The organism is Salipiger bermudensis (assembly GCF_017309175.1).
GTDB lineage: Bacteria > Pseudomonadota > Alphaproteobacteria > Rhodobacterales > Rhodobacteraceae > Salipiger > Salipiger bermudensis.
Map to the genome: position 1 here is coordinate 145,913 of NZ_JAEKJV010000007.1, position 18,843 is coordinate 164,755.

Annotated in this window: 12 protein-coding genes; 6 read left to right on the plus strand and 6 right to left on the minus strand. The window is 69.1% G+C overall.

Features of this window, described 5'->3' with window-relative positions; genetic code table 11:
- Positions 1-276: 276 nt before the first annotated feature.
- From JF542_RS11470 to JF542_RS11490, 5 genes are all read right to left on the minus strand, one after another.
- Positions 277-918 carry a queuosine precursor transporter gene (locus tag JF542_RS11470; protein WP_207075941.1) on the minus strand — a complete coding sequence of 214 codons (642 nt, stop codon included), beginning with the start codon at positions 916-918 and terminating at the stop codon, positions 277-279.
- 66 nt (positions 919-984) lie between these two features.
- A complete protein-coding gene (locus tag JF542_RS11475) occupies positions 985-1,896 on the minus strand; it encodes an esterase-like activity of phytase family protein (protein ID WP_207075942.1) in 912 nt (303 codons plus the stop codon).
- The gene (gene mepA, locus JF542_RS11480; protein ID WP_207075943.1) at positions 1,869-2,789 is read right to left on the minus strand and encodes a penicillin-insensitive murein endopeptidase; all 921 of its coding nucleotides are present in this window, start codon (positions 2,787-2,789) and stop codon (positions 1,869-1,871) included. The genes JF542_RS11475 and mepA overlap by 28 nt, the downstream gene beginning before the upstream one ends.
- On the minus strand, positions 2,786-4,123 hold the full coding sequence (locus JF542_RS11485) for an MFS transporter (RefSeq protein ID WP_207075944.1): 1,338 nt from the start codon (positions 4,121-4,123) through the stop codon (positions 2,786-2,788). The genes mepA and JF542_RS11485 overlap by 4 nt, the downstream gene beginning before the upstream one ends.
- Before the next feature lie 72 nt (positions 4,124-4,195).
- The gene (locus tag JF542_RS11490) at positions 4,196-4,729 is read right to left on the minus strand and encodes an acyl-CoA thioesterase (protein ID WP_207075945.1); all 534 of its coding nucleotides are present in this window, start codon (positions 4,727-4,729) and stop codon (positions 4,196-4,198) included.
- 134 nt (positions 4,730-4,863) lie between these two features.
- Between JF542_RS11490 and JF542_RS11495 the strand changes: the two genes are divergently transcribed.
- The 3 genes from JF542_RS11495 to yaaA all read left to right on the plus strand — a co-directional run bounded on the left by JF542_RS11495 (position 4,864) and on the right by yaaA (position 8,145).
- A complete protein-coding gene (locus JF542_RS11495; RefSeq protein WP_207075946.1) occupies positions 4,864-5,148 on the plus strand; it encodes a YggT family protein in 285 nt (94 codons plus the stop codon).
- A gap of 90 nt (positions 5,149-5,238) precedes the next feature.
- The gene (gene recQ, locus JF542_RS11500; RefSeq protein WP_207075947.1) at positions 5,239-7,293 is read left to right on the plus strand and encodes a DNA helicase RecQ; all 2,055 of its coding nucleotides are present in this window, start codon (positions 5,239-5,241) and stop codon (positions 7,291-7,293) included.
- Positions 7,294-7,374: 81 nt separating this feature from the next.
- On the plus strand, positions 7,375-8,145 hold the full coding sequence (gene yaaA / locus JF542_RS11505; protein ID WP_207075948.1) for a peroxide stress protein YaaA: 771 nt from the start codon (positions 7,375-7,377) through the stop codon (positions 8,143-8,145).
- Here yaaA and JF542_RS11510 read toward each other — a convergent pair.
- On the minus strand, positions 8,133-10,700 hold the full coding sequence (locus tag JF542_RS11510) for a hybrid sensor histidine kinase/response regulator (protein WP_207075949.1): 2,568 nt from the start codon (positions 10,698-10,700) through the stop codon (positions 8,133-8,135). The genes yaaA and JF542_RS11510 overlap by 13 nt on opposite strands.
- 135 nt (positions 10,701-10,835) lie before the next feature.
- Here JF542_RS11510 and JF542_RS11515 point away from each other — a divergent pair, with 135 nt between their 5' ends.
- From JF542_RS11515 to pbpC, 3 genes are read left to right on the plus strand one after another with little or no spacing between them, the layout of a single operon-like run.
- Positions 10,836-16,265 (plus strand): alpha-2-macroglobulin family protein, encoded by a 5,430-nt coding sequence (locus tag JF542_RS11515; RefSeq protein WP_207075950.1) that lies wholly within the window; start codon positions 10,836-10,838, stop codon positions 16,263-16,265.
- A complete protein-coding gene (locus tag JF542_RS11520; RefSeq protein ID WP_207075951.1) occupies positions 16,262-16,813 on the plus strand; it encodes a putative glycolipid-binding domain-containing protein in 552 nt (183 codons plus the stop codon). Before JF542_RS11515 ends, JF542_RS11520 begins: the two co-directional genes overlap by 4 nt.
- Positions 16,806-18,824: a penicillin-binding protein 1C gene (gene pbpC / locus JF542_RS11525; RefSeq protein ID WP_207075952.1), complete on the plus strand. Its 2,019-nt coding sequence runs from the start codon at positions 16,806-16,808 to the stop codon at positions 18,822-18,824. The genes JF542_RS11520 and pbpC overlap by 8 nt, the downstream gene beginning before the upstream one ends.
- Positions 18,825-18,843: the final 19 nt, after the last annotated feature.

Here is an 18,843-nt window from a genome sequence, read left to right on the forward strand (position 1 = left end):
GCGCCCGAAGGTGCCGGGCGAGGCGGTCTGAAATGGGAAATGGGTCACCCTGCCTGTGGAGTGACCCATTCGAGACGTCAAGGAGGCGGGCCGGTTAGGCAATGCCAACCTCGATCGGAAGTCTTGCCAGGGGTTGCCCTAGCAGGTCATCCTCCGGGCTGTTCCGACACCTCTCTCCAATGTTTCTCTAGACACTGGATCACCTCCTTTCAGCTGTTGAAAAACGCATCTTCAGGGTGGCACGACACCGCCCATTCTCAAAACGTTTTCTGCAGCTCAGGCCATCGCGCGCGACGAAAGTGCCTTCGAAACGATCACCCGGAATGGCACCAGCGCGATGATGGCGAGGCCGAGCTTCACCAGCCAGTCGGCGGTGCCCAGCGAGACCCAGAGCGGCACCATCGGGCCAACGCCCAGCAGCGGCAGGATTTCACCGGCCCAGCTCACGTCGTTGCCGGGCTCGAGGAAGCTCAGCGCGCCCGAGAAGGCGATGGTGAAGAAGATCGCGGTGTCGAGGGCCGAGCCCACCAGCGTCGAGGCCAGCGGCGCACGCCACCATGCGCCTTCGCGCAGGCGGTCGAAGATCGCCACGTCCATCATCTGCGCGGTGAGGAAGGCAAGGCCCGAGCCGATGGCGACGCGGAGCGTCACGGCGGGGTAGGTGTAGCCATCGCCCTGCAGCATGATCTGGGTGCCGATCAGCGAGCAGATCACGCCGACCACGAAGCCGGCGAAGACCACCTTGCGGGCGGCCTTGGCGCCGTAGAGGCGGTTCATCACGTCGGTGACGAGGAAGGCGAGCGGATAGGTGAAGGCACCCCAGGTCAGCCACTGGCCGAACAGGAATTGCACGAGGATGTTGGAGGCCAGCACGATGGCGGCCATGGCAAGAATGCCGGGAAGATGTTTGCGCGTCATGTTTCTTGACCCGTTTTGACAAGGTTGCGGGGACTTGGCCGCGCCGGACGCGGCGGATTGGTCCCCTTAAGGCCTGTCAGGGCTTGAGGCAAGAGATTCCGGGACGGTGTATTCGACCAGCTGGGTGCGCTGGAAGAAGTTGAAATTGTCGTCCGAGATCATCGTCAGGCGGATCGCGCCCGCCTCGTCACGCCAGACCGCGATGCCCTCGAGGTTGTCGTGGCGCAACAGGTGGCTCTCGAACAGCGTGGTTTCCCCGCTCAACGCATCTTCGGTCATGTCGAAACGGCGCACCCGGCTGCGAAAGCCCACGCCGGTGAACTCGCGTTCCAGCAGGTAGAAGCGTCCGTCGGGGCCGATGTCGGCGCCAACCGCGAGAAAACCGCCGCGGCGCGGGATCTCAAAGGGCTGCGTCCAGCGGCCGGTGTCGTAGCGCCAGACAGGGAAGGGCCGGGTCAGCTCGCCCGAGCGTTCCGGGAGCGTGTAGAGCCGGCCCTGGGCGTCGATCGCCAGAGCCTCGAGGCTGGAATTGGTCTGCAGCCGCTTGAAGGCCTCGGCGCGGGGCAGGGGCATGGCGCGGTCGGGCGTGTCATAGGCCCAGACGCGGCTCGTGCCCTCGTAGGACACGAAGACGCGGCCGCTGCCGTCGACCGCGAGCCCTTCGGAATCGCCGTCGGCCTGGCTCTGCGGTTGCCCCTTGTCGTCCCTGAGATCCTCAACCGGGCCGGCCTGCACCGCCACGATGCGCCCCTCCTGTCGTTCGAGGGTGCCCGAGACGATGCCGGCGCGGTCGCTGATCGCGGTGAAGCGGCTGCCGTCTTCGGAGAGCTCGAGGCCGGAGAACCCGCCGAAGGCCGGATCGTTCATTCTCCAGGTGAAGCTGGCGACAAAACGCGCTTCGCCGCCGCTGGCTGCGGCGGCGATGGCGATCGCGCCCGCCAGTGCAGCGCCTATTGCGCCGCGAGTACGGTTGCGCATTGGGCCGGAAGGTCCCCCATGGTGAGATCGCGCTTGGGCTTGGGCGGCGGCGCGTTCGGGTCGGGCGGCGGCGGGTTGAGGATGTTGTTCACCCAGGCCTGCGCATCGGCGCAGCCGTCACCCGGCGGCGGTGGCGTCTGGTTGACGCAGCCGGTGGCGCCCGGCGGGCAGCTCAGCCGCACGTGGAAATGATAATGGTGGCCATACCAAGGCCGGATCTTGCGCAGCCATGCGCGGTCGCCGGTTTCGTCGTTGCACATCTTCACCTTGGCGCCGGGGAAGACGAAGATCCGCGCCACGCGCGGGTCGCTGGCCGCGGCCTTCAGCAGCTCGTGATGCGACCGGGTCCAGTTGTCGTTGGTATAGGCGCCCGAGGCGCGTCGCAGCGAGATCGACGAGATGTTTTCCCGCGCCGAGCGGCTGAGACTGAGATCGTTTGCCGGGCGCATCCAGATGTCGGCGTCGAGCCCGATCTGGTGGCTGGCATGGCCCGAGGTCATCGGGCCGCCGCGAGGCTGGCTCATGTCGCCGATGTAAAGACCGCTCCAGCCGGGAAGCTGCGCCGCCTTGCGGCTCAGGTCCTGCACGTAGTCGATGGTCTCGGGATGGGCCCAGTTGCGGTTTCGGCTGAGCCGCATCGCCTGCCAGGTCGGACCGGTCTCGGCCAGTTGCTGGGCACCGGCCACGCAGCCCCGCGAATAGGAGCCGTAAGCGGCGGCGCTCTGCTGCGAGCCGACCTGCTCGGCTCCGAACATGCTCTTGGCGCTCTTGGTCGAGAGCACCCCGGTCACCCGGGGGAGGTCCTCTTCGGCCACGGTGGCGGCGGGGCGGTCGCCGCCGCAGGCTGCAAGAGTCAGCGCGGCCACGGCGATGGCGGTCAGGGTGCGGATCATTCTGCTCGGTCTCCGTCTGGTTGCACCCAGCGTAGCAGAACCAACCCGATTACGAAAAGCCCGATGATCGGCGTCACGCCGATGCGCTGACTGTCGCTCACCGTCGTTGCCACTCCGATAAGCAGCGGTGCGAGGAACGAGGTGGCCTTCCCGGCGAGCGCGTAGAGCCCAAAGGCCTCGGTCATGCGCGCGGGGTTGGCCTGCCGGCACATCATGGTACGCGAGGCGGCCTGGATCACCCCGCCCGCGGCACCGATGGTGGCACCGAAGAGCCAGAAGGCATAGTCGGCGGCGCGCGAGCCCTCTGGCAGGGCGATGCCGAACAGCGCATCGCGCTCGACCGAGACGATGCCGATGGCGACCGCGGTCAGCACGAGAATGCAGACGGCGATCACCGGCTTGGGCCCGAAGCGGGTGTCGGCCTTGCCGCCGAGCCAGGCGAAAAGCGCGCCGGAAATGATCGCGATGATCCCGAAAACGCCGGTATCGACCACCGACCAGCCGAGCACCCCGGCGGCATAGATGCCGCCGAAGGCATACATCCCGTTCAACGCGTCGCGGTAGAACATCGAGGAGGCGAGGAAGGCGAAGAGCGAGGGGGTTTCGGGCAGGCGCTTCAGCGTGCCCCTGAGATCCGTCAGCGCCCGCTTGACCGCGCCCTTGGGGGCCGATTGGCTGCGCGGGTCACGCACCCAAAGGAAGAACGGCACCATGAAGACCACGTACCAGACCGCGGTCAACGGCCCCACGAAGCGCGTGCCCTCGCGCATTTCGGGGTCAAGCCCGAGCGCCGGGGCGAGGCCGAGGAAGGTGGCCCCGGTCGTGGCGCTCTCTGCGAAGAAGCCCAGCATCAGAACCAGCGCGATCAGCCCGCCCACGTAGCCGAAGGCCCAGCCATTGCCCGAGATGCGCCCGATCTCGTCCCGGCGCCCGAGGTCGGGCAGCATGGCGTTGGTGAAGATCGTCGCGAACTCCATGCCGACGAGGCCGAGGGCAAAGAAGAACAGCGTCGAGATCAGGTTGAAGTCGCCCGGCGCGGCGAACCACAGCATCGCCGAGCCCAGCACGTAGAGCCCCGAGAAGCCCCAGATCCAGCGCAGCCGGTTGCCGCCGGTATCGGCCAGCGCGCCGAGGATCGGGGCGAGGATGGCGATGACAAAGCCCGCCGCAGCGATGCCGAAGCCCCACGCCGCCTGTGCGCGGCTGCCGTCTCCCATCAATTCGTTGACATAGGGCGCGAAGATGAAGGTCAGCAGCAAGGTGTTGTAAGGCTGGCTGGCCCAGTCGAAGAAGAACCAGCCCCAGATGCGTTTGCGTGTCACGTTGCCGGCCATGCTGTCCTCCTGTCCGCGGCGCGATAGAACAGCCGGGCGGGGCAGGGGGCAAGGCGAAAACGGGCGCCCGTCCTACATCTGCGGCGGCCAGGGCCGCTGGTCCTCGGCGGCAAGCCAGCTCTGCACCCAATCGGGCAGCTCCGGCGACTCGATCTCGTGACCGAGCGCCTGCATGATCCGGGCGGTCGGCACGATGCCGTTCCGGTCGGTCACCGCGCCGCGATACACCGCGTGGTTTGCGCATTCACCATCGGCCTTCCACATGGTCTGCTCGAGATACATGAAGCGCGCATCCCAGCCGATGAGCCGCGAGCGCATCTCGACCTTCTCCATCAGCTTGATGCGCCGACGGTAGCGCACCACCGCGCCCGCCATGGTCAGACCCCAGCGCTCGCGCCGCAGCACGCCGATCAGCCCGGAGCGCTTGGCCAGCGGGATGCGCCCCAGATCGTAGAGAGTCAGGGTGCGGCCATTGTTGAGCTCTTTCCACAGGTCGAGATCCCACGGCCAGCAGATGTGGTGAGAGATGTGGCTCTCGCCCAGCTCGAGCGGCGGCTGGTTGCGCGAGATCCAAAGCTCCTTGGCCATGCGGATGAAGGGATACATGCGGGCGACTCCTTGAATTTGCGCCCAAAGGGCCGCGACGCGCCCGGAACGTCAACCACAACCCTGCGGCACTATTGCCCTCGCCTGCTGGGATGCTTACCTGTGTGCGCGGACAGGCAAAGGAAACACACCACATGATGGCAATCTACGGCCCGCTGAAGCTGATCCTCGACGTGATCTTCTTCATCATGATCGTCCACATCATCATGAGCTGGTTGATCAATTTCAACGTGCTCAATCTGCGGCAGCCGCTGGTCGCCAATATCTGGACCGGGCTCAACCGTCTGCTCGAGCCGATCTACACGCCGATCCGCCGCATCCTGCCCAACACCCACCCGCTGGATCTGGCGCCGCTCGTGGTGTTCATCATCGTGATCTCGCTGCGCGACTATATTCTGCCGACCATCCTGTTCGGGTGATTTCCGCCACGGGCGGGCTTGTTCACCTAATCTTAGTATGAGACTGTGCGGAATAGAGCAGATATAGCGTAAAATCCGCAGGTCCCGCCCATGCCACGCGACATCGCGCCCGGAGAGGCGCTGCTGAAAGAGATTTTCGGCTTTGATGCCTTCCGCCCCGGACAGGGCGAGATCGTCGATGCCGTGGCGCAGGGCGAGAACGTGCTCGCCATCATGCCCACCGGCGGCGGAAAATCCCTGTGCTACCAGCTTCCCGCCCTGATGCGTGGCGGCGTGACGGTGGTGATCTCGCCGCTCATCGCCCTGATGCGTGATCAGGTGCGCGGGTTGCGCGAAGCGGGCGTTGCCGCCGGCGCTCTGACCTCCGGCAACACCCAGGAAGAGACCGACGCGGTCTGGGACATGCTCTCGCAGGGCACGCTCAAGCTGCTGTACCTCGCGCCCGAGCGTCTCGCCTCGGGCGGGGCGCAACGGATGCTGTCGGAGGCCGGCGTCAGCCTGATCGCCGTCGACGAGGCCCATTGCGTCAGCCAGTGGGGCCACGATTTCCGCCCCGACTACCTGCGCATCGGCGAGTTGCGCCGCAGCCTCGCCGTGCCGCTGGCGGCCTTTACCGCCACCGCCGACCAGGAGACGCAGGAAGAGATCGTCCGCCGGCTCTTCGATGGCGAGACGCCGCAGACCTTCCTGCGCGGCTTCGACCGGCCCAACATCCACCTTGCCTTCCGCCCCAAGGACAGCCCGCGCGCGCAGATCCTGCGCTTTGCCGCCGCCCGCAAGGGCCGCTCGGGCATCGTCTATTGCGGCACCCGCGCCAAGACCGAGAGCCTCGCGCAGGCGCTGGGGCAGGAGGGGCACAGCGCCTGCTTCTACCACGGCGGCATGGAGGCGGATGACCGCCGCGCCGTCGAGGAGCGTTTCGCCAAGGAAGACGGGCTGATCGTGGTCGCCACCGTGGCCTTCGGCATGGGGGTCGACAAGCCCGACATCCGCTGGGTCGCCCATGCCGACCTGCCGAAATCGATCGAGGCCTATTACCAGGAGATCGGCCGTGCCGGGCGCGACGGGGCGCCGGCGGAAACGCTGACGCTCTACGGGGCCGACGACATCCGCCTGCGGCGCGCCCAGATCGACGAGGGGATGGCCCCGCCCGAGCGCCGGACCGCCGATCACGGCCGTCTGAACGCGCTCTTGGGGCTGGCCGAGGCGCTGGGCTGCCGCCGTCAGCAGCTTCTGCGCTACTTCGGCGAAAGCTCCGAGCCCTGCGGCAATTGCGATCTCTGCGACAAGCCGCCCGAGCTCTTCGACGGCACTGAGGCGGTGCGCAAGGCGCTGTCGGCGGCGCTGCGGACCGACGAGAGCTTCGGCGCCGGGCACCTGATCGATATCCTGATCGGAAACGAGACCGACAAGGTGCGCCAGCGCCGCCACGACCAGCTGCCGACCTTCGGGGTCGGGCGCGACCTGAAGAAGGGTCAGTGGCAGGCGGTGTTCCGGCAGATGATGGGCTTTGATCTCGTGCGCCCGGATCCCGAGCGCCACGGCGCGCTGGTGATGACCGACGCGGCGCTGCCGATCCTGAAGGGCGAGCAGAGCATCACCCTGCGCCGCGACGTGATCGACCGCGCCGCCGAGCGCCGCCCGCAGGTCAAGACGCTGGTGGCCGAGGAAGACGCGCCGCTGCTCTCGGCGCTCAAGGCCAAGCGCCGGGCGCTGGCCGAGACCGCCTCGCTGCCGGCCTACATGATCTTTCCCGACAAGACCCTGATCGAGATGGCCGAAACCCGTCCGCAAAGCCTCGACGACATGGCGCGGATCGGCGGCGTCGGCGCCAAGAAGCTCGAACGCTACGGTGCCGAGTTCCTGTCGGTGATCACCGGCGCCAGCGAGGAGATGCACCCGACCCGCCGCAAGCTCGCCGGGCGTGAGGCCGGTTCGCTCTACGACACGCTGATGGCGGTGCAGGCGGATCTGGTGCGCGGCATCGACGGCACGGAAAAGCCGCTCTCCTGCTCGGCCTCGCTGCTCGCCAAGGTGGCGCAGGCCCGGCCCGACAGCGGAGAGGCGATGGAGCGGCTGCTGGGAGACCGGCGCTATGAGCGTTTCGGCTCTGCCTTTCTGGACGTTCTGGCCCGGGCGGACTAGATCGGTCCGGGTATTCGTTTCCCCGAATATCACGACGATGACGGATGAGACCGGGCGCCGCCCGGCAAAGGAGGTTTCGCGATGCTGGTAGTGGTGTCCCCCGCCAAAAAGCTGGACTGGTCGGAGCGCGATGTGACGATGACCGAGCCGCGCCTGCAGGACGAGGCCAAGCGTCTCGCGGCAGTGGCGCGCGAGCTGAGCGTCGATGACCTCAAGTCGCTGATGAAGATCTCCGACGACCTCGCCAAGCTCAATCGCGACCGCTTTCGCGACTTTCAGGACGCCCCCGATGCCGAGGATCTGCGCCCGGCGGCGCTTGGCTTTGCCGGCGACACCTATCAGGGGCTCGAGGCGGCGTCTCTGGACAGGGACGAGATGGACTGGGCGCAGGATCACCTGCGCATCCTGTCGGGTCTTTACGGTGTGCTGCGTCCGCGCGACGGCTTCCAGCAATACCGGCTCGAGATGGGCTCGCGGCTGAAGACCGAGCGCGGCAAGAATCTCTACGAGTACTGGGGCGATCGGATCTCGAAACTGCTGAACGCCGATGCCGAGGCGACCGGCTCGCAGGTGCTGGTGAACTGCGCCAGCCAGGAATATTTCGGTGCCGTCGACCGGGATGCGCTCAAGCTGCGTGTGATCACGCCGCAATTCATGGAAGACAAGGGCGGCCAGCCGAAGATCGTCAGCTTCTACGCCAAGAAGGCGCGTGGCGCGATGGCGCGCTACATCGTGCAGCACCGGCTCACCGATCCCGACAGCCTGCGCGATTTCGACAGCGGCGGCTACGCTTTCTCCGAAGAGCTGTCGCAGCCCGATCAGCCAGTCTTCGTGCGCCCCTACGGCGGCTGAGCCGCGCGCCCGGCCCAGGTTTCTATCAGCCGCGCCAGTTCCTGCTTGCGCAGCGGCTTGGTGAGGTAATCGTCGAGCCCGGCCTCGAGGATGCCGTCGCGATCGCCGGTCATGGCATGGGCGGTGACCGCGATGATCGGCAGATGCGCGCCCGGCGGCTCGAGCGCGCGGATCTCCTGCGTGGCCTGCTTGCCGTCCATGCGCGGCATCGAGATGTCCATGAAGATCAGGTCCGGGCGGCGTTTGCGGTAAGCTTCGACGGCCTCGATGCCGTTGCCGGCAAGGCGTAGCTCGAGCGGTAGCCCGAGCCCTTCGGCCATCTTGCGAAACACCATCTGGTTGGTGCGGTTGTCTTCGGCGAGGATCACGTCGAGGGGCCGGGCCGGGGCGGCTGCGGACGCCGCCGTGGCCCCCCCGCGCCGGCTGCGGAAGGTCGGCAGCGCGTCGGTCTGGGCGGGTGGCTCCGGCGCGGCGGCAGGCGGGTCGGCACACATCGCCTCGAGCGCCGCGAACAGCGCCCGGCGCGGGGCGGGCTTGGGCAGCACTGCGCGCACGCCGCAACGCTGCGCCTGCTCGGTCAGGGCCTGTGGCTCGCGCGAAAGCAGCATCACCGGAAGCCCGGGCTGCACCCGCGCGAGTTGCTGCGCCAGTTCGAGCCCGCTCATGTCCGGCAGATCCTGCTCGGCGATGATCAGGTCGGGCGGTTCGTCCATCCGGTCGAGCGCGTCTTCGGCGGTCTTGCAGAAGGCGACCGAGAGGCCCACCGTCTCCATCTGCTGGGTCAGGATGGCGCGGTTCAGCACGTGATCATCGACCACGAGCACCTCGCGCAGGCTGTCGGGGAGGGCGGCTGTCTCGATCTGGGCCGGCTCGTCGACCGGCAGCACCATCCGCAGCCCGAAGCACGAGCCTCGCCCGGCCTCGGACTCGACCCAGATCTCGCCGCCCATCAGGTCTGTCAGCCGCTTGGTGATTGCAAGGCCCAGCCCGGTGCCCTCGAACTGGCGGTTTCGATCATCCTCGACCTGATTGAACTCGCCGAAGATGTGCTCGATCTTGTCGGGCGGTATGCCGATGCCGGTATCCTCGACCGTGGCATGCACCGCGGCTTCTCCTTCCTCGATGCAGCGCCCGGTGATGCGGATCAGCACGTGGCCCTCGTTGGTGAACTTGACCGCGTTGCCCACGAGGTTGGTGAAGATCTGCCTCACCCGGCCCGGATCGCCCACGAAGCGGGTGGGCAGGAACATGTCGTAATCGACCAGCAGCTCGAGGCCTTTCTCCCGCGCCGTGGGCTGCAGCATCAAGAGCACCTCGTGCACCGTGCGTTCCAGATCGAAGGGCTCTGGCTTGAGCTGCAGGCGCTCGGCCTCGATCTTTGAATAGTCGAGGATGTCGTTGATGATCACCAGAAGCGCCTCGCCCGAGTTGCGGATGGTGTCGACATAAAGCGTCTGCTCGTCGCTGAGGGCGGATTCGCGCAGCAGCTCGGCCATGCCGACAACGCCGTTCATCGGGGTGCGGATCTCGTGGCTCATATTGGCGAGGAAGGCGGACTTTGCGTGGCTCGCCTCTTCGGCGCGGCGCTTGGCCTCGACCAGCTCCTGCTGGATGCGCTTGGCCTCAGTGATGTCGATGCGTAGCCCCACCCGGCCGCCATCGGAGAGCGCGCGTTCGTAGATCCGCAGCCAGCGGCCATCGCCGAGCTGCTGCTCCATCTCCTGCTCGGCCCTGCGATGTGCCGACAGGCGCTCTTCGAGCCAGTCTTCCTCGCGCCCAAGCGCCTCGGCATACTGGCCCTGCGACAGACCATAGCGCAGAATGTCCTCGAAGCTGGCGCCGGGGATGATGGCGGGGGCGCTGTCGCTGTAGAGATTGCGGTAAGGGGCATTGCACATCAGCAGGCGGTCTTCGGCATCGTAGATCACGAAGCCGTCCGGCAGCTCTTCGATGGCCGACCACATGCGCATCAGCTCGGTGATGTCGACGCAAAGCGAGACCACGCCGCCATCCGGCATGCGCCGATCCTGGATCTTGATGAACTGCCCGGTCCAGAGGCGGATGGTCTCAGGCGGGATCGGGCTCATCTCCCAGCGCTCCTGCATCCGGCTGAGCCAGTGCCGGCGACGCTCGCCCTGCAGATCGACGATGCCCTCCTCGACCAGCATCTCGAGCACGTGTCGGTAGCTCGCGCCGGGGCCGACCGAGTCGATATCCTCGAACGGGGCAAGGAAGGCGGGGTTGGCCAGCTCGAGCAGCGCGTCGGAATTGTACATGGCGAAGCCGTCGCGCATGGTCTGAAGCGCCTTCCAGAGCTGTCCCTCGACCAGTTCGATCTTCTCATGCGCGAGGCCGAGCTGCGATTTCACCAGCCGGTTCTCGGAGCGCACCTCGGTGATCTCGGCGCGGGTTTCATGGATCTCGTCGCTGAGGGCACGGGCGTGCTTGCCGAGCTTGCGGTTGGCGGCAAAAAGCTCGGCCTGCTTGAGTTCGAGCAGGCGCTCTGCCGCGAGCCTCGCGCGGCGTTCCTCCGCCAGTCTTGCCGAGAGACTCATGCTTGGGCCGCCTCCTGAAATGGGGGGAGAGTGGCGCGGTTTTGGTGAAGATCGCCTTAAGGAAGACGGCGGAAATCATTGCCATTCTGGCCGCCCGGGTTCACCATGCCTCAGCTTTCAGGAGGAGATTGCAGCATGCGCCGGCTGATGCTCGCTCTCGTCGCGGCGGCCTGCGCCGCCACGTCGTCCCCCGCGCAGGAGGCCGGGACGATGATGCCCGAACGCCGCCTGATCGTGAGTCGTGACATGGACTTCTTCGGCGGCGACCTTCAGGCGCTGTTCGACACCTCGCTCGAGGCCTGCCAGAGGCTCTGCCTCGGCGATCCAGCCTGTGTGGCCTTCACCTTCAACACCCGCTCCAACGCCTGTTTCCCCAAGACCGGCGTGACCGAGCGCAAACCCTATGACGGCGCGGTCTCGGCAGAGGTGATTGCCGCCGGCGCCGAGGCGCAGGCGCGGGCGCAGGCGCGAGGGCGCGATCTCGGTTTCCTTGACGGCGGCGACCTTGCCGCCGCGCGCGAGGAGGCAGACGCCATCGGCGCGCGTCATTCCGGCGGGCAGTGGAGCGTCGAGGCGCTGGGCGATGCCGCCCGCCGCGCCGAGGCGCAGGGCAACCTGCGTGATGCGCTGAGCTGGACCGGCGCGGCGCTGGCGCAGACCGACGCGGCGGCGCTGTGGCTCGATTACGCGCGGCTGTCGCGGGCCTATGCCACGGCCAGCAGCAACGGCGGCGAGACAAGGAGCCACGAGCGCCGGGCGCTGTTGGCATCGATCAACGCCTACCTGCGCGCCGGGCCCGAGGCGCAGCGCGCCACCGCGCTGATGCAGATGGCCGAGGGGCTCGAGGCGACAGGGCGGGGCCAGCTGATGGTGCCGGCGCTGCGGCTGGCCGAGCGGCTGGCGCCGCGCGACGAGATCGCGCAGGCGCTGGACCGGGCGATCGCGCAATACGGCTTCCGTATTACCGAGCACGTGGTCGAGGCCGATAGCGCCGCGCCGCGGATCTGCGCCGAGTTCTCCGAAGAGCTGATCCGTGCCGGGCAGGATTACGCGCCCTTCGTGCGATTGCCGGATCCGAAGCTCGCCGTGGTCTCGGACGAGCGGCGCATCTGCGTCACGGGCATTCAGCATGGCGAGCGCTATGACCTGACCTTCCGAGCGGGCCTGCCCTCGGCGCAGGGCGACGCGCTGATCCGCGACGTGCCGATCGCGGCCTATGTGCGCGACCGCGCGCCCTCGCTTGCCTTCCCGGGCCGGGCCTACGTGCTGCCCAAGAGCTCCGATGCCGGGCTCCCGATCGAGACGGTGAATCTCGGAGACGTCGATCTGACCCTGCGCCGGGTCTCGGACCGCAACCTGATCCGCGCCATGCAGGACGACTATTTCGGCCGCCCGCTGTCGACATGGGCCGAGGAGCGCTTTGCCGGAGAACTGGCCGAAGAGGTCTGGACCGGCAAAGGCGAGGTCGAGAACCGGCTCAACGCGGAAGTGACCACGCGGCTGCCGATGGGCGAGGTGGTGGGCGATCTGCCAGCGGGCATCTACGCGCTGACCGCGCGGGTGCCCGGGGCCGATCCCTATGACGAGGCAGGCGCGACGCAGTGGTTCGTGCTCTCCGATATCGGCCTGACGACGCTGGCCGGGACCGACGGGCTCACGGTGGTCTCGCGGGGGCTCTCGGATGCCGCGCCACTCGAAGGGCTCGAGGTGACACTGCTGTCGCGGGCCAACCGTGCGCTTGGGGTGGCCACGACCGACGCTGACGGCGTGGTGCGCTTTGCCGCCGGGCTGGCGCGAGGCACCGGCGGGGCCGCCCCGGCGCTGCTGACCGCAACGCGGGGCGAGGAGGACATCGCCTTCCTGTCGCTCACCGACCCGGCCTTCGATCTCTCGGATCGCGGCGTCGAGGGGCGCGCGCCCGCCGGGCCGCTCGACGCCTTCCTTGCCACCGACCGTGGCGCCTACCGCGCGGGCGAGACCATCCACGCCACGGCGCTCTTGCGCGACGCGAAGGTGCGCGCGGTCGAGGGCGTGCCGTTGACCGCGGTGCTGACGCGGCCCGATGGGGTCGAACACGCCCGCCTCGTGTCAAACGAGGGCGTGGCGGGGGGCCATGTCTTCAACCTGCCGCTCGCCCCCTCGGTGCCGCGCGGCACGTGGCGGCTGGCGCTTTTCGCCGACCCGGAGGCGCCGGCGCTGGTCTCGGAGACGGTGCTGGTCGAGGACTTCGTGCCAGAGCGCATCGATGTCGAGCTGTCGCTGCCGGAAGCGCCGATCATGCGGGACGCGCCGCCGCGGCTTATGCTCGAGGCACGCTATCTTTTTGGCGCGCCGGGGGCGGATCTGCCGATTGAAGGTGAGCTGACCCTGATCCCGCAGACCACGCTGGAGGCGCTGCCGGGCTACCGCTTCGGGCGCCATGACGCTGAAGCCAACCCGCAGACGCAGTCCTTTCCACCGGATCTGCGCAGCGACAGCGATGGACGCGCGCAGCTGGCGCTGCCCTTGCCCGAGGGGGCGAAGGGCCAGCCGCAGGAGGCGCGGGTGACGCTGCGGGTTTCGGAAGGGTCGGGCCGCCCGGTGGAGCGCTCGCTGAGCCGCCCGGTGGCGCCCTCGGGGCCGATGATTGGCATTCGTCCGGAGTTCGACGGCACCCTGCCGGAGGGCACGGAGGCCAGCTTCCTGCTGCAGGCGGTCGGGCCGGATCTTGCGCCGGTACCGATGGAGGTGGAATGGCGGGTGAACCGGGTCGAGACGCGCTACCAGTGGTACGAGCTCTACGGCAACTGGAACTGGGAGCCGGTGACCACGCGCAGCACCGTTGCCAGCGGGTCGGCGACGCTGGGTGCCGAGCCTGTCCGGGTGAGCGCGGGTCTTGACTGGGGCGCCTACGAACTGGTTGTCGAGCGGACGGGCGGCGACTATGTCGCCTCGTCGGTCGGCTTCGAGGCGGGCTGGTACGCCCCGGTGGGCGCAATCGCCACGCCGGACATGCTCGAGCTGTCGCTCGACCGCGAGAGCTACGCCCCGGGCGACACCGCGCAGCTCCGCATCGTGCCGCGCCACGCGGGCGAGGCGCTGGTGACGGTGCTCTCGGACCGGGTGATCTCGATGCAGGCGATGGACTTGCCCGAAGGCGAAAGCGTGATCGACCTGCCGGTGACCGAAGACTGGGGCGCGGGCGCCTATGTCACGGCACAACTCTTGCGCCCGATGGATGTCGCGGCGGGGCAGGCCCCGGCGCGCAGCCTCGGCCTTGCCCACGCTGCCGTCGCGCCGGGCGAGCGGCAGCTGTCGGTCAGCTTCGACGCCCCCGAGCAGAGCGCCCCGCGCGCGCCGCTGCGTGCGGCTGTTCAGCTTGACGGCGTGGCCGAGGGCGAGGCCGCCCATGTCACCGTCGCGGCGGTGGATCTGGGCATTCTCAACCTCACCGGCTTCGACAGCCCCGACCCTTCGGCGCATTACTTCGGGCAGCGTCGGCTGGGCGTGGAGATCCGCGATCTTTATGGCCGCCTGATCGACGGCATGAGCGGCGCCATGGGCGCGATCCGCTCGGGCGGCGACGCGGGGGCGTCCCTGCGCCTGCAATCGCCGCCGCCGACCGAAGCGCTTGTGGCGTTCTTCTCCGGCCCGGTGACCGTGGGGGCGGATGGCCGCGCCGAGGTCAGCTTCGACATGCCGGATTTCAACGGCACGGTGCGGCTGATGGCGGTGGCCTGGACCGAGAGTGCAGTGGGGCAGGCCGAGATGGATGTGCTGGTGCGCGACCCGGTGGTGATCAACGCCTCGCTGCCGCGCTTCCTCGCCCCCGGAGACGAGACCCGGCTGCTGCTCGAGCTGACCCACGCCACCGGCCCGACCGGGCAGATGCCGCTCGAGATCAGCGCGCGCGGTGTCTCGCTGGGCGAGGTGCCTGCCGAAGTGACGCTGGCCGAGGGGGAAACGCAGCGCCTCAACTTGCCGCTGCGGGCCGATCTGGCGGGTGATCATGAGATCACGCTGGCACTCTCCACGCCGGACGGCAAGCAGCTCACCAAGACGCTGACTATCGGGGTGCGCTCGAACGACCCGCAGGTGGGCACAACCCGCCGCTTCACCCTCGATCCCGGCCAGACCTTCACGCTGGATCGCGCGGCTCTGGAGGGGCTGCGCGCTGAGAGCGCCGAGGTCATGGTCTCGGCCGGGCCGCTGGCGAGGTTCGACGTGCCGGGGCTGCTCGCCTCGCTCGAGCGCTATCCCTACGGCTGCACCGAGCAGGTGACCTCGCAGACCCTGCCGCTGCTCGCGCTCTCGTCCCTGACCGAGCCGCTGGGGCCGGGCGACACGGCGCAGATCGACGCGCGCATCGCAAAAGGCATCACGCAGGTGCTGACCCGGCAGGACGCCAATGGCGCCTTCGGGCTCTGGCGCGCGGGCTCTGGCGATTTCTGGCTCGACACCTATGTCAGCGATTTCCTGACCCGCGCCCGCGCCGCCGGGCAGGAGGTGCCCGAGACCGCCCTGACCGCCGCGCTCGACAACCTCGCCAACCGCGTCGCCTATGCGCCGGATTTCGAGGAGGGCGGTGAGGACATCGCCTATGCGCTGATGGTGCTGGCCCGCGAGGGGCGTGCGGCGATCGGTGAGCTGCGCTACTACGCCGACCAGCGCGCCGATGCTTTCGCCACGCCGCTGGCGCAGGCCCAGCTCGGGGCCGCGCTCGCCAGCTATGGCGAGCAGGCCCGCGCCGACCGGATGTTCGCCAAGGCGGCGGCGCGGCTGGCGGGGCAAGCCGAGGAAGGTCAGGTCTGGCGCGCCGATTACGGCTCGCCGCTGCGCGATGCGGCGGCGGTGCTGACGCTGGCCGCCGATGCAGGCTCGGGGGCCGTGGATCGCGAGGCGCTGATAGCGCGTGTCACCGGGGCCGACCGCCCGCTTTCGACGCAGGAGCAGGCGTGGTCGCTGATGGCGGCCCATGCGCTGGTGACCGATCCCGATGCCTCGGGAATCGCGGTGGACGGTCTGCCGGCCTCAGGCCCGTTCCTGCGGCGCATTCCCGGCGACGCGCTCGATCCGACCGAGATTACCAACACCGGCAGCGGTCCGATCCCGATCACCGTCACCGCGCTTGGCGTGCCCGAGGGCGACACCGAGGCGCAGGGCTACGGCTACACGATCAGCCGCGAGTACTTCACCCTCGAGGGAGCGCCGGTCAGCGGTCCGGTGGAACAGGGCGACCGCATGGTCGCCGTGCTCACCGTACGCCCTGCGGAGGACGGCGGCGCGCGGCTGATGGTCAACGACGCGCTGCCGGCGGGGCTCGAGATCGACAACCCCAACCTGTTGCGCGCCGGAGATATCCGCGGGCTCGACTGGCTGGACCCCAGCGACACCGAACATGCCGAGTTCCGCGCCGACCGTTTCCTCGCGGCGGTCAACCAGTCGGGCAGCGCGCCGATCCGGCTGGCCTATGTCGTGCGGGCGGTGTCGCCCGGCACGTTCCACCACCCGGCGGCCCTCGTCGAGGACATGTACCGCCCTGAATACCGGGCGACCACCGCGTCCGGCAGACTGGAGATCCGATGACCGAGACCATTGCAACCACCCGCTGGCGCGCGCTCGACCGCGATGGCGAAGACAAGTGCCGACTGGCGCATCACGATGGCGGCTACATGCTGGTGGGCCACGCGCGCTTCCGCGATGGCGCGGGCTGGGCGGCGCTCGATTACGTGGTGCGGATCAACGGTGACTGGCAGACCTGCTCGGCGGATGTCACCGGCACCCATGGCGGCGAGGAGGTGGCGCTCAAGCTGACCCGCGAGGACGACGCATGGACACTCAACGGCGAGGCACAGCCGCAGCTCGAGGGCTGCGAGGACGTGGATTTCGCCTTCACGCCGGCAACCAACCTGATGCCGCTGCGCCGCCTGCCGGATGTCGGCCGGCTGACCACCCGCGCCGCGTGGCTGCGGCTGCCGGGGCCGCAGGTCTCGCCGCTGGATCAGAGCTACACCCGCGAGCGCGGCACGCTGGTCTCCTACCACGCCGAACAGAGCGACTTCAGCACCCAGCTGGTCATCGACCCATCCGGCTTCGTGGCGACCTATCCGGGGCTCTGGGAGGCCGATGCCTAGGCTTCTCGTCCTTGTCGTCCTGCTTTGGGCGGTGGCGCTGGGGCGCGATGCCGCCGAGGACTGGATCGCGCGCACCGAGATGCCGGTGCTGGTCCACGCCACCGCGCCCGAGGTCCGCGACCGCGAGGGCCGGCTCTTGCGGGCCTACGCGGTGGAGGACGGGCTCTGGCGCATGGAGGTGACGCCCGACCGGGGCGATCCACTGTTCTTCGAGATGCTGATCGCCTACGAGGACCGGCGGTTCTACAGCCACCCCGGCGTCGATCCGGTGGCCGTCCTGCGGGCCGCGGGGCAGGGGCTGCGGGCCGGGCACATCGTCTCGGGCGCCTCGACGCTGACCATGCAGGTGGCGCGACTGCTCGAGGATGGCGGCACCGGCGCGTGGGCGGGCAAGCTGAGGCAGTTGCGGCTGGCGCTGGCGCTCGAGCGGCGGCTGGACAAGGCCGAGATCTTGCAGCTCTACCTGCGGCTCGCGCCCTATGGCGGCAACCTCGAAGGGCTGCGCGCCGCGACGCTGGCGTGGTTCGGCAAGGAGCCGGCGCGGCTCACCCCTGCCGAGGCGGCGCTGCTGGTGGCGCTGCCGCAATTCCCCGAGGCGCGCCGCCCGGATCGCCACCCCGAGGCTGCGCGCGCTGCCCGCGACCGGGTTCTGACGCGCATGGAACGCGCCGGGGTGATCGATGCCGAGACCGCCCTTGCGGCGCGGCGCGAGCCCGCACCGGACCGCCGGCACCCGTTCCCGCAGATCGCGCCGCATCTCGCCGACCGGGCGCTGGCCAAGGGGACGGGGCGGCACCGTCTGACCCTTGACCGCGACCTGCAGCAGAGCCTCGAGCGGCTCGCCACCACCTACATGCAGGGGCGCGACAGCCGGTTGTCGCTGGCGATGATCGTGGCCGACCACCAGAGTGGCGAGGTGCTGGCCAGCGTCGGCTCGCCGTCCTATGCCGCCACGCGTGGGCAGGGCTTTGTCGACATGACACGGGCGCTGCGCTCGCCGGGCTCGACGCTGAAGCCGCTGGTCTACGGGCTGGCCTTCGACCGTGGGCTGGCGCATCCCGAGACGCTGATCTCGGACACGCCGGTGCAGTTCGGCACCTACGCGCCGCAGAATTTCGACGGCCAGTTCCGCGGCGAGCTGCGGGTGGCGCGGGCGCTGCAGCTGTCGCTCAACATCCCCGTGGTGCGGCTGACCGACGCCATGGGCCCGGCGCATGTCATGGCGGCGCTCGAGACCGCCGGCCTCTCGCCTCAGCTGCCCGGCGGCCAGCCGGGGCTGGCGCTGAGCCTCGGCGGAGTTGGATTGTCGCTCTGGGACATGGTGACGCTCTACGCGGCGCTTGCCGAGGGGGGCGAGGCCCGCGGGCTGCGCTGGAAGTGGGGCGAGGAGGCGCGGGCCGCGCGGCGGCTGATGAGCCCGCGCGCGGCGTGGCAGGTGGGGCATGTGCTGGCGGGGCTGGCACCGCCGCCGCAGGCTGGCCCGCCGGGGCGCGTGGCCTACAAGACCGGCACCTCCTATGGCCACCGCGATGCCTGGGCGCTGGGCTATGACGGGCGCTACGTGGCGGGGGTCTGGATCGGACGGCCCGACGGCACGCCGGTGCCCGGCGCCTTCGGCGGCGAGCTGGCAGCGCCGCTGCTGTTCGAGGCCCTGGGGCGCGCCCGGGCCGAGCCGGTGCCGCTGCCCGCGCCACCGCCCGACACGCTGCTTGTCAGCAACGCCAAGCTGCCCGCTCCGCTGCGCCGCTTCGGCGGCAGTGGCACGGAGGCGCCCTCCCTGCGGGTGACCTTCCCGCCCGAGGGCGCGCGGCTGTCGGCGGATGCGCGCGGCGTGCCGGTGAAGCTGCGCGGTGGCGTACCGCCCTTCACGCTGCTGGCCGATGGTGCGGTGCTGGCCACGCAGCAACGCGGGCCGGAGTTCCTCGTGCCGCTTCGGGGGGTGGGCTTCACCACGCTGTCGGTGATCGACGCCACCGGGCAGGCGGGGCGGGTCTCGATCGAGCTTCGCTGATCCGCGCGCCATGCCGGGG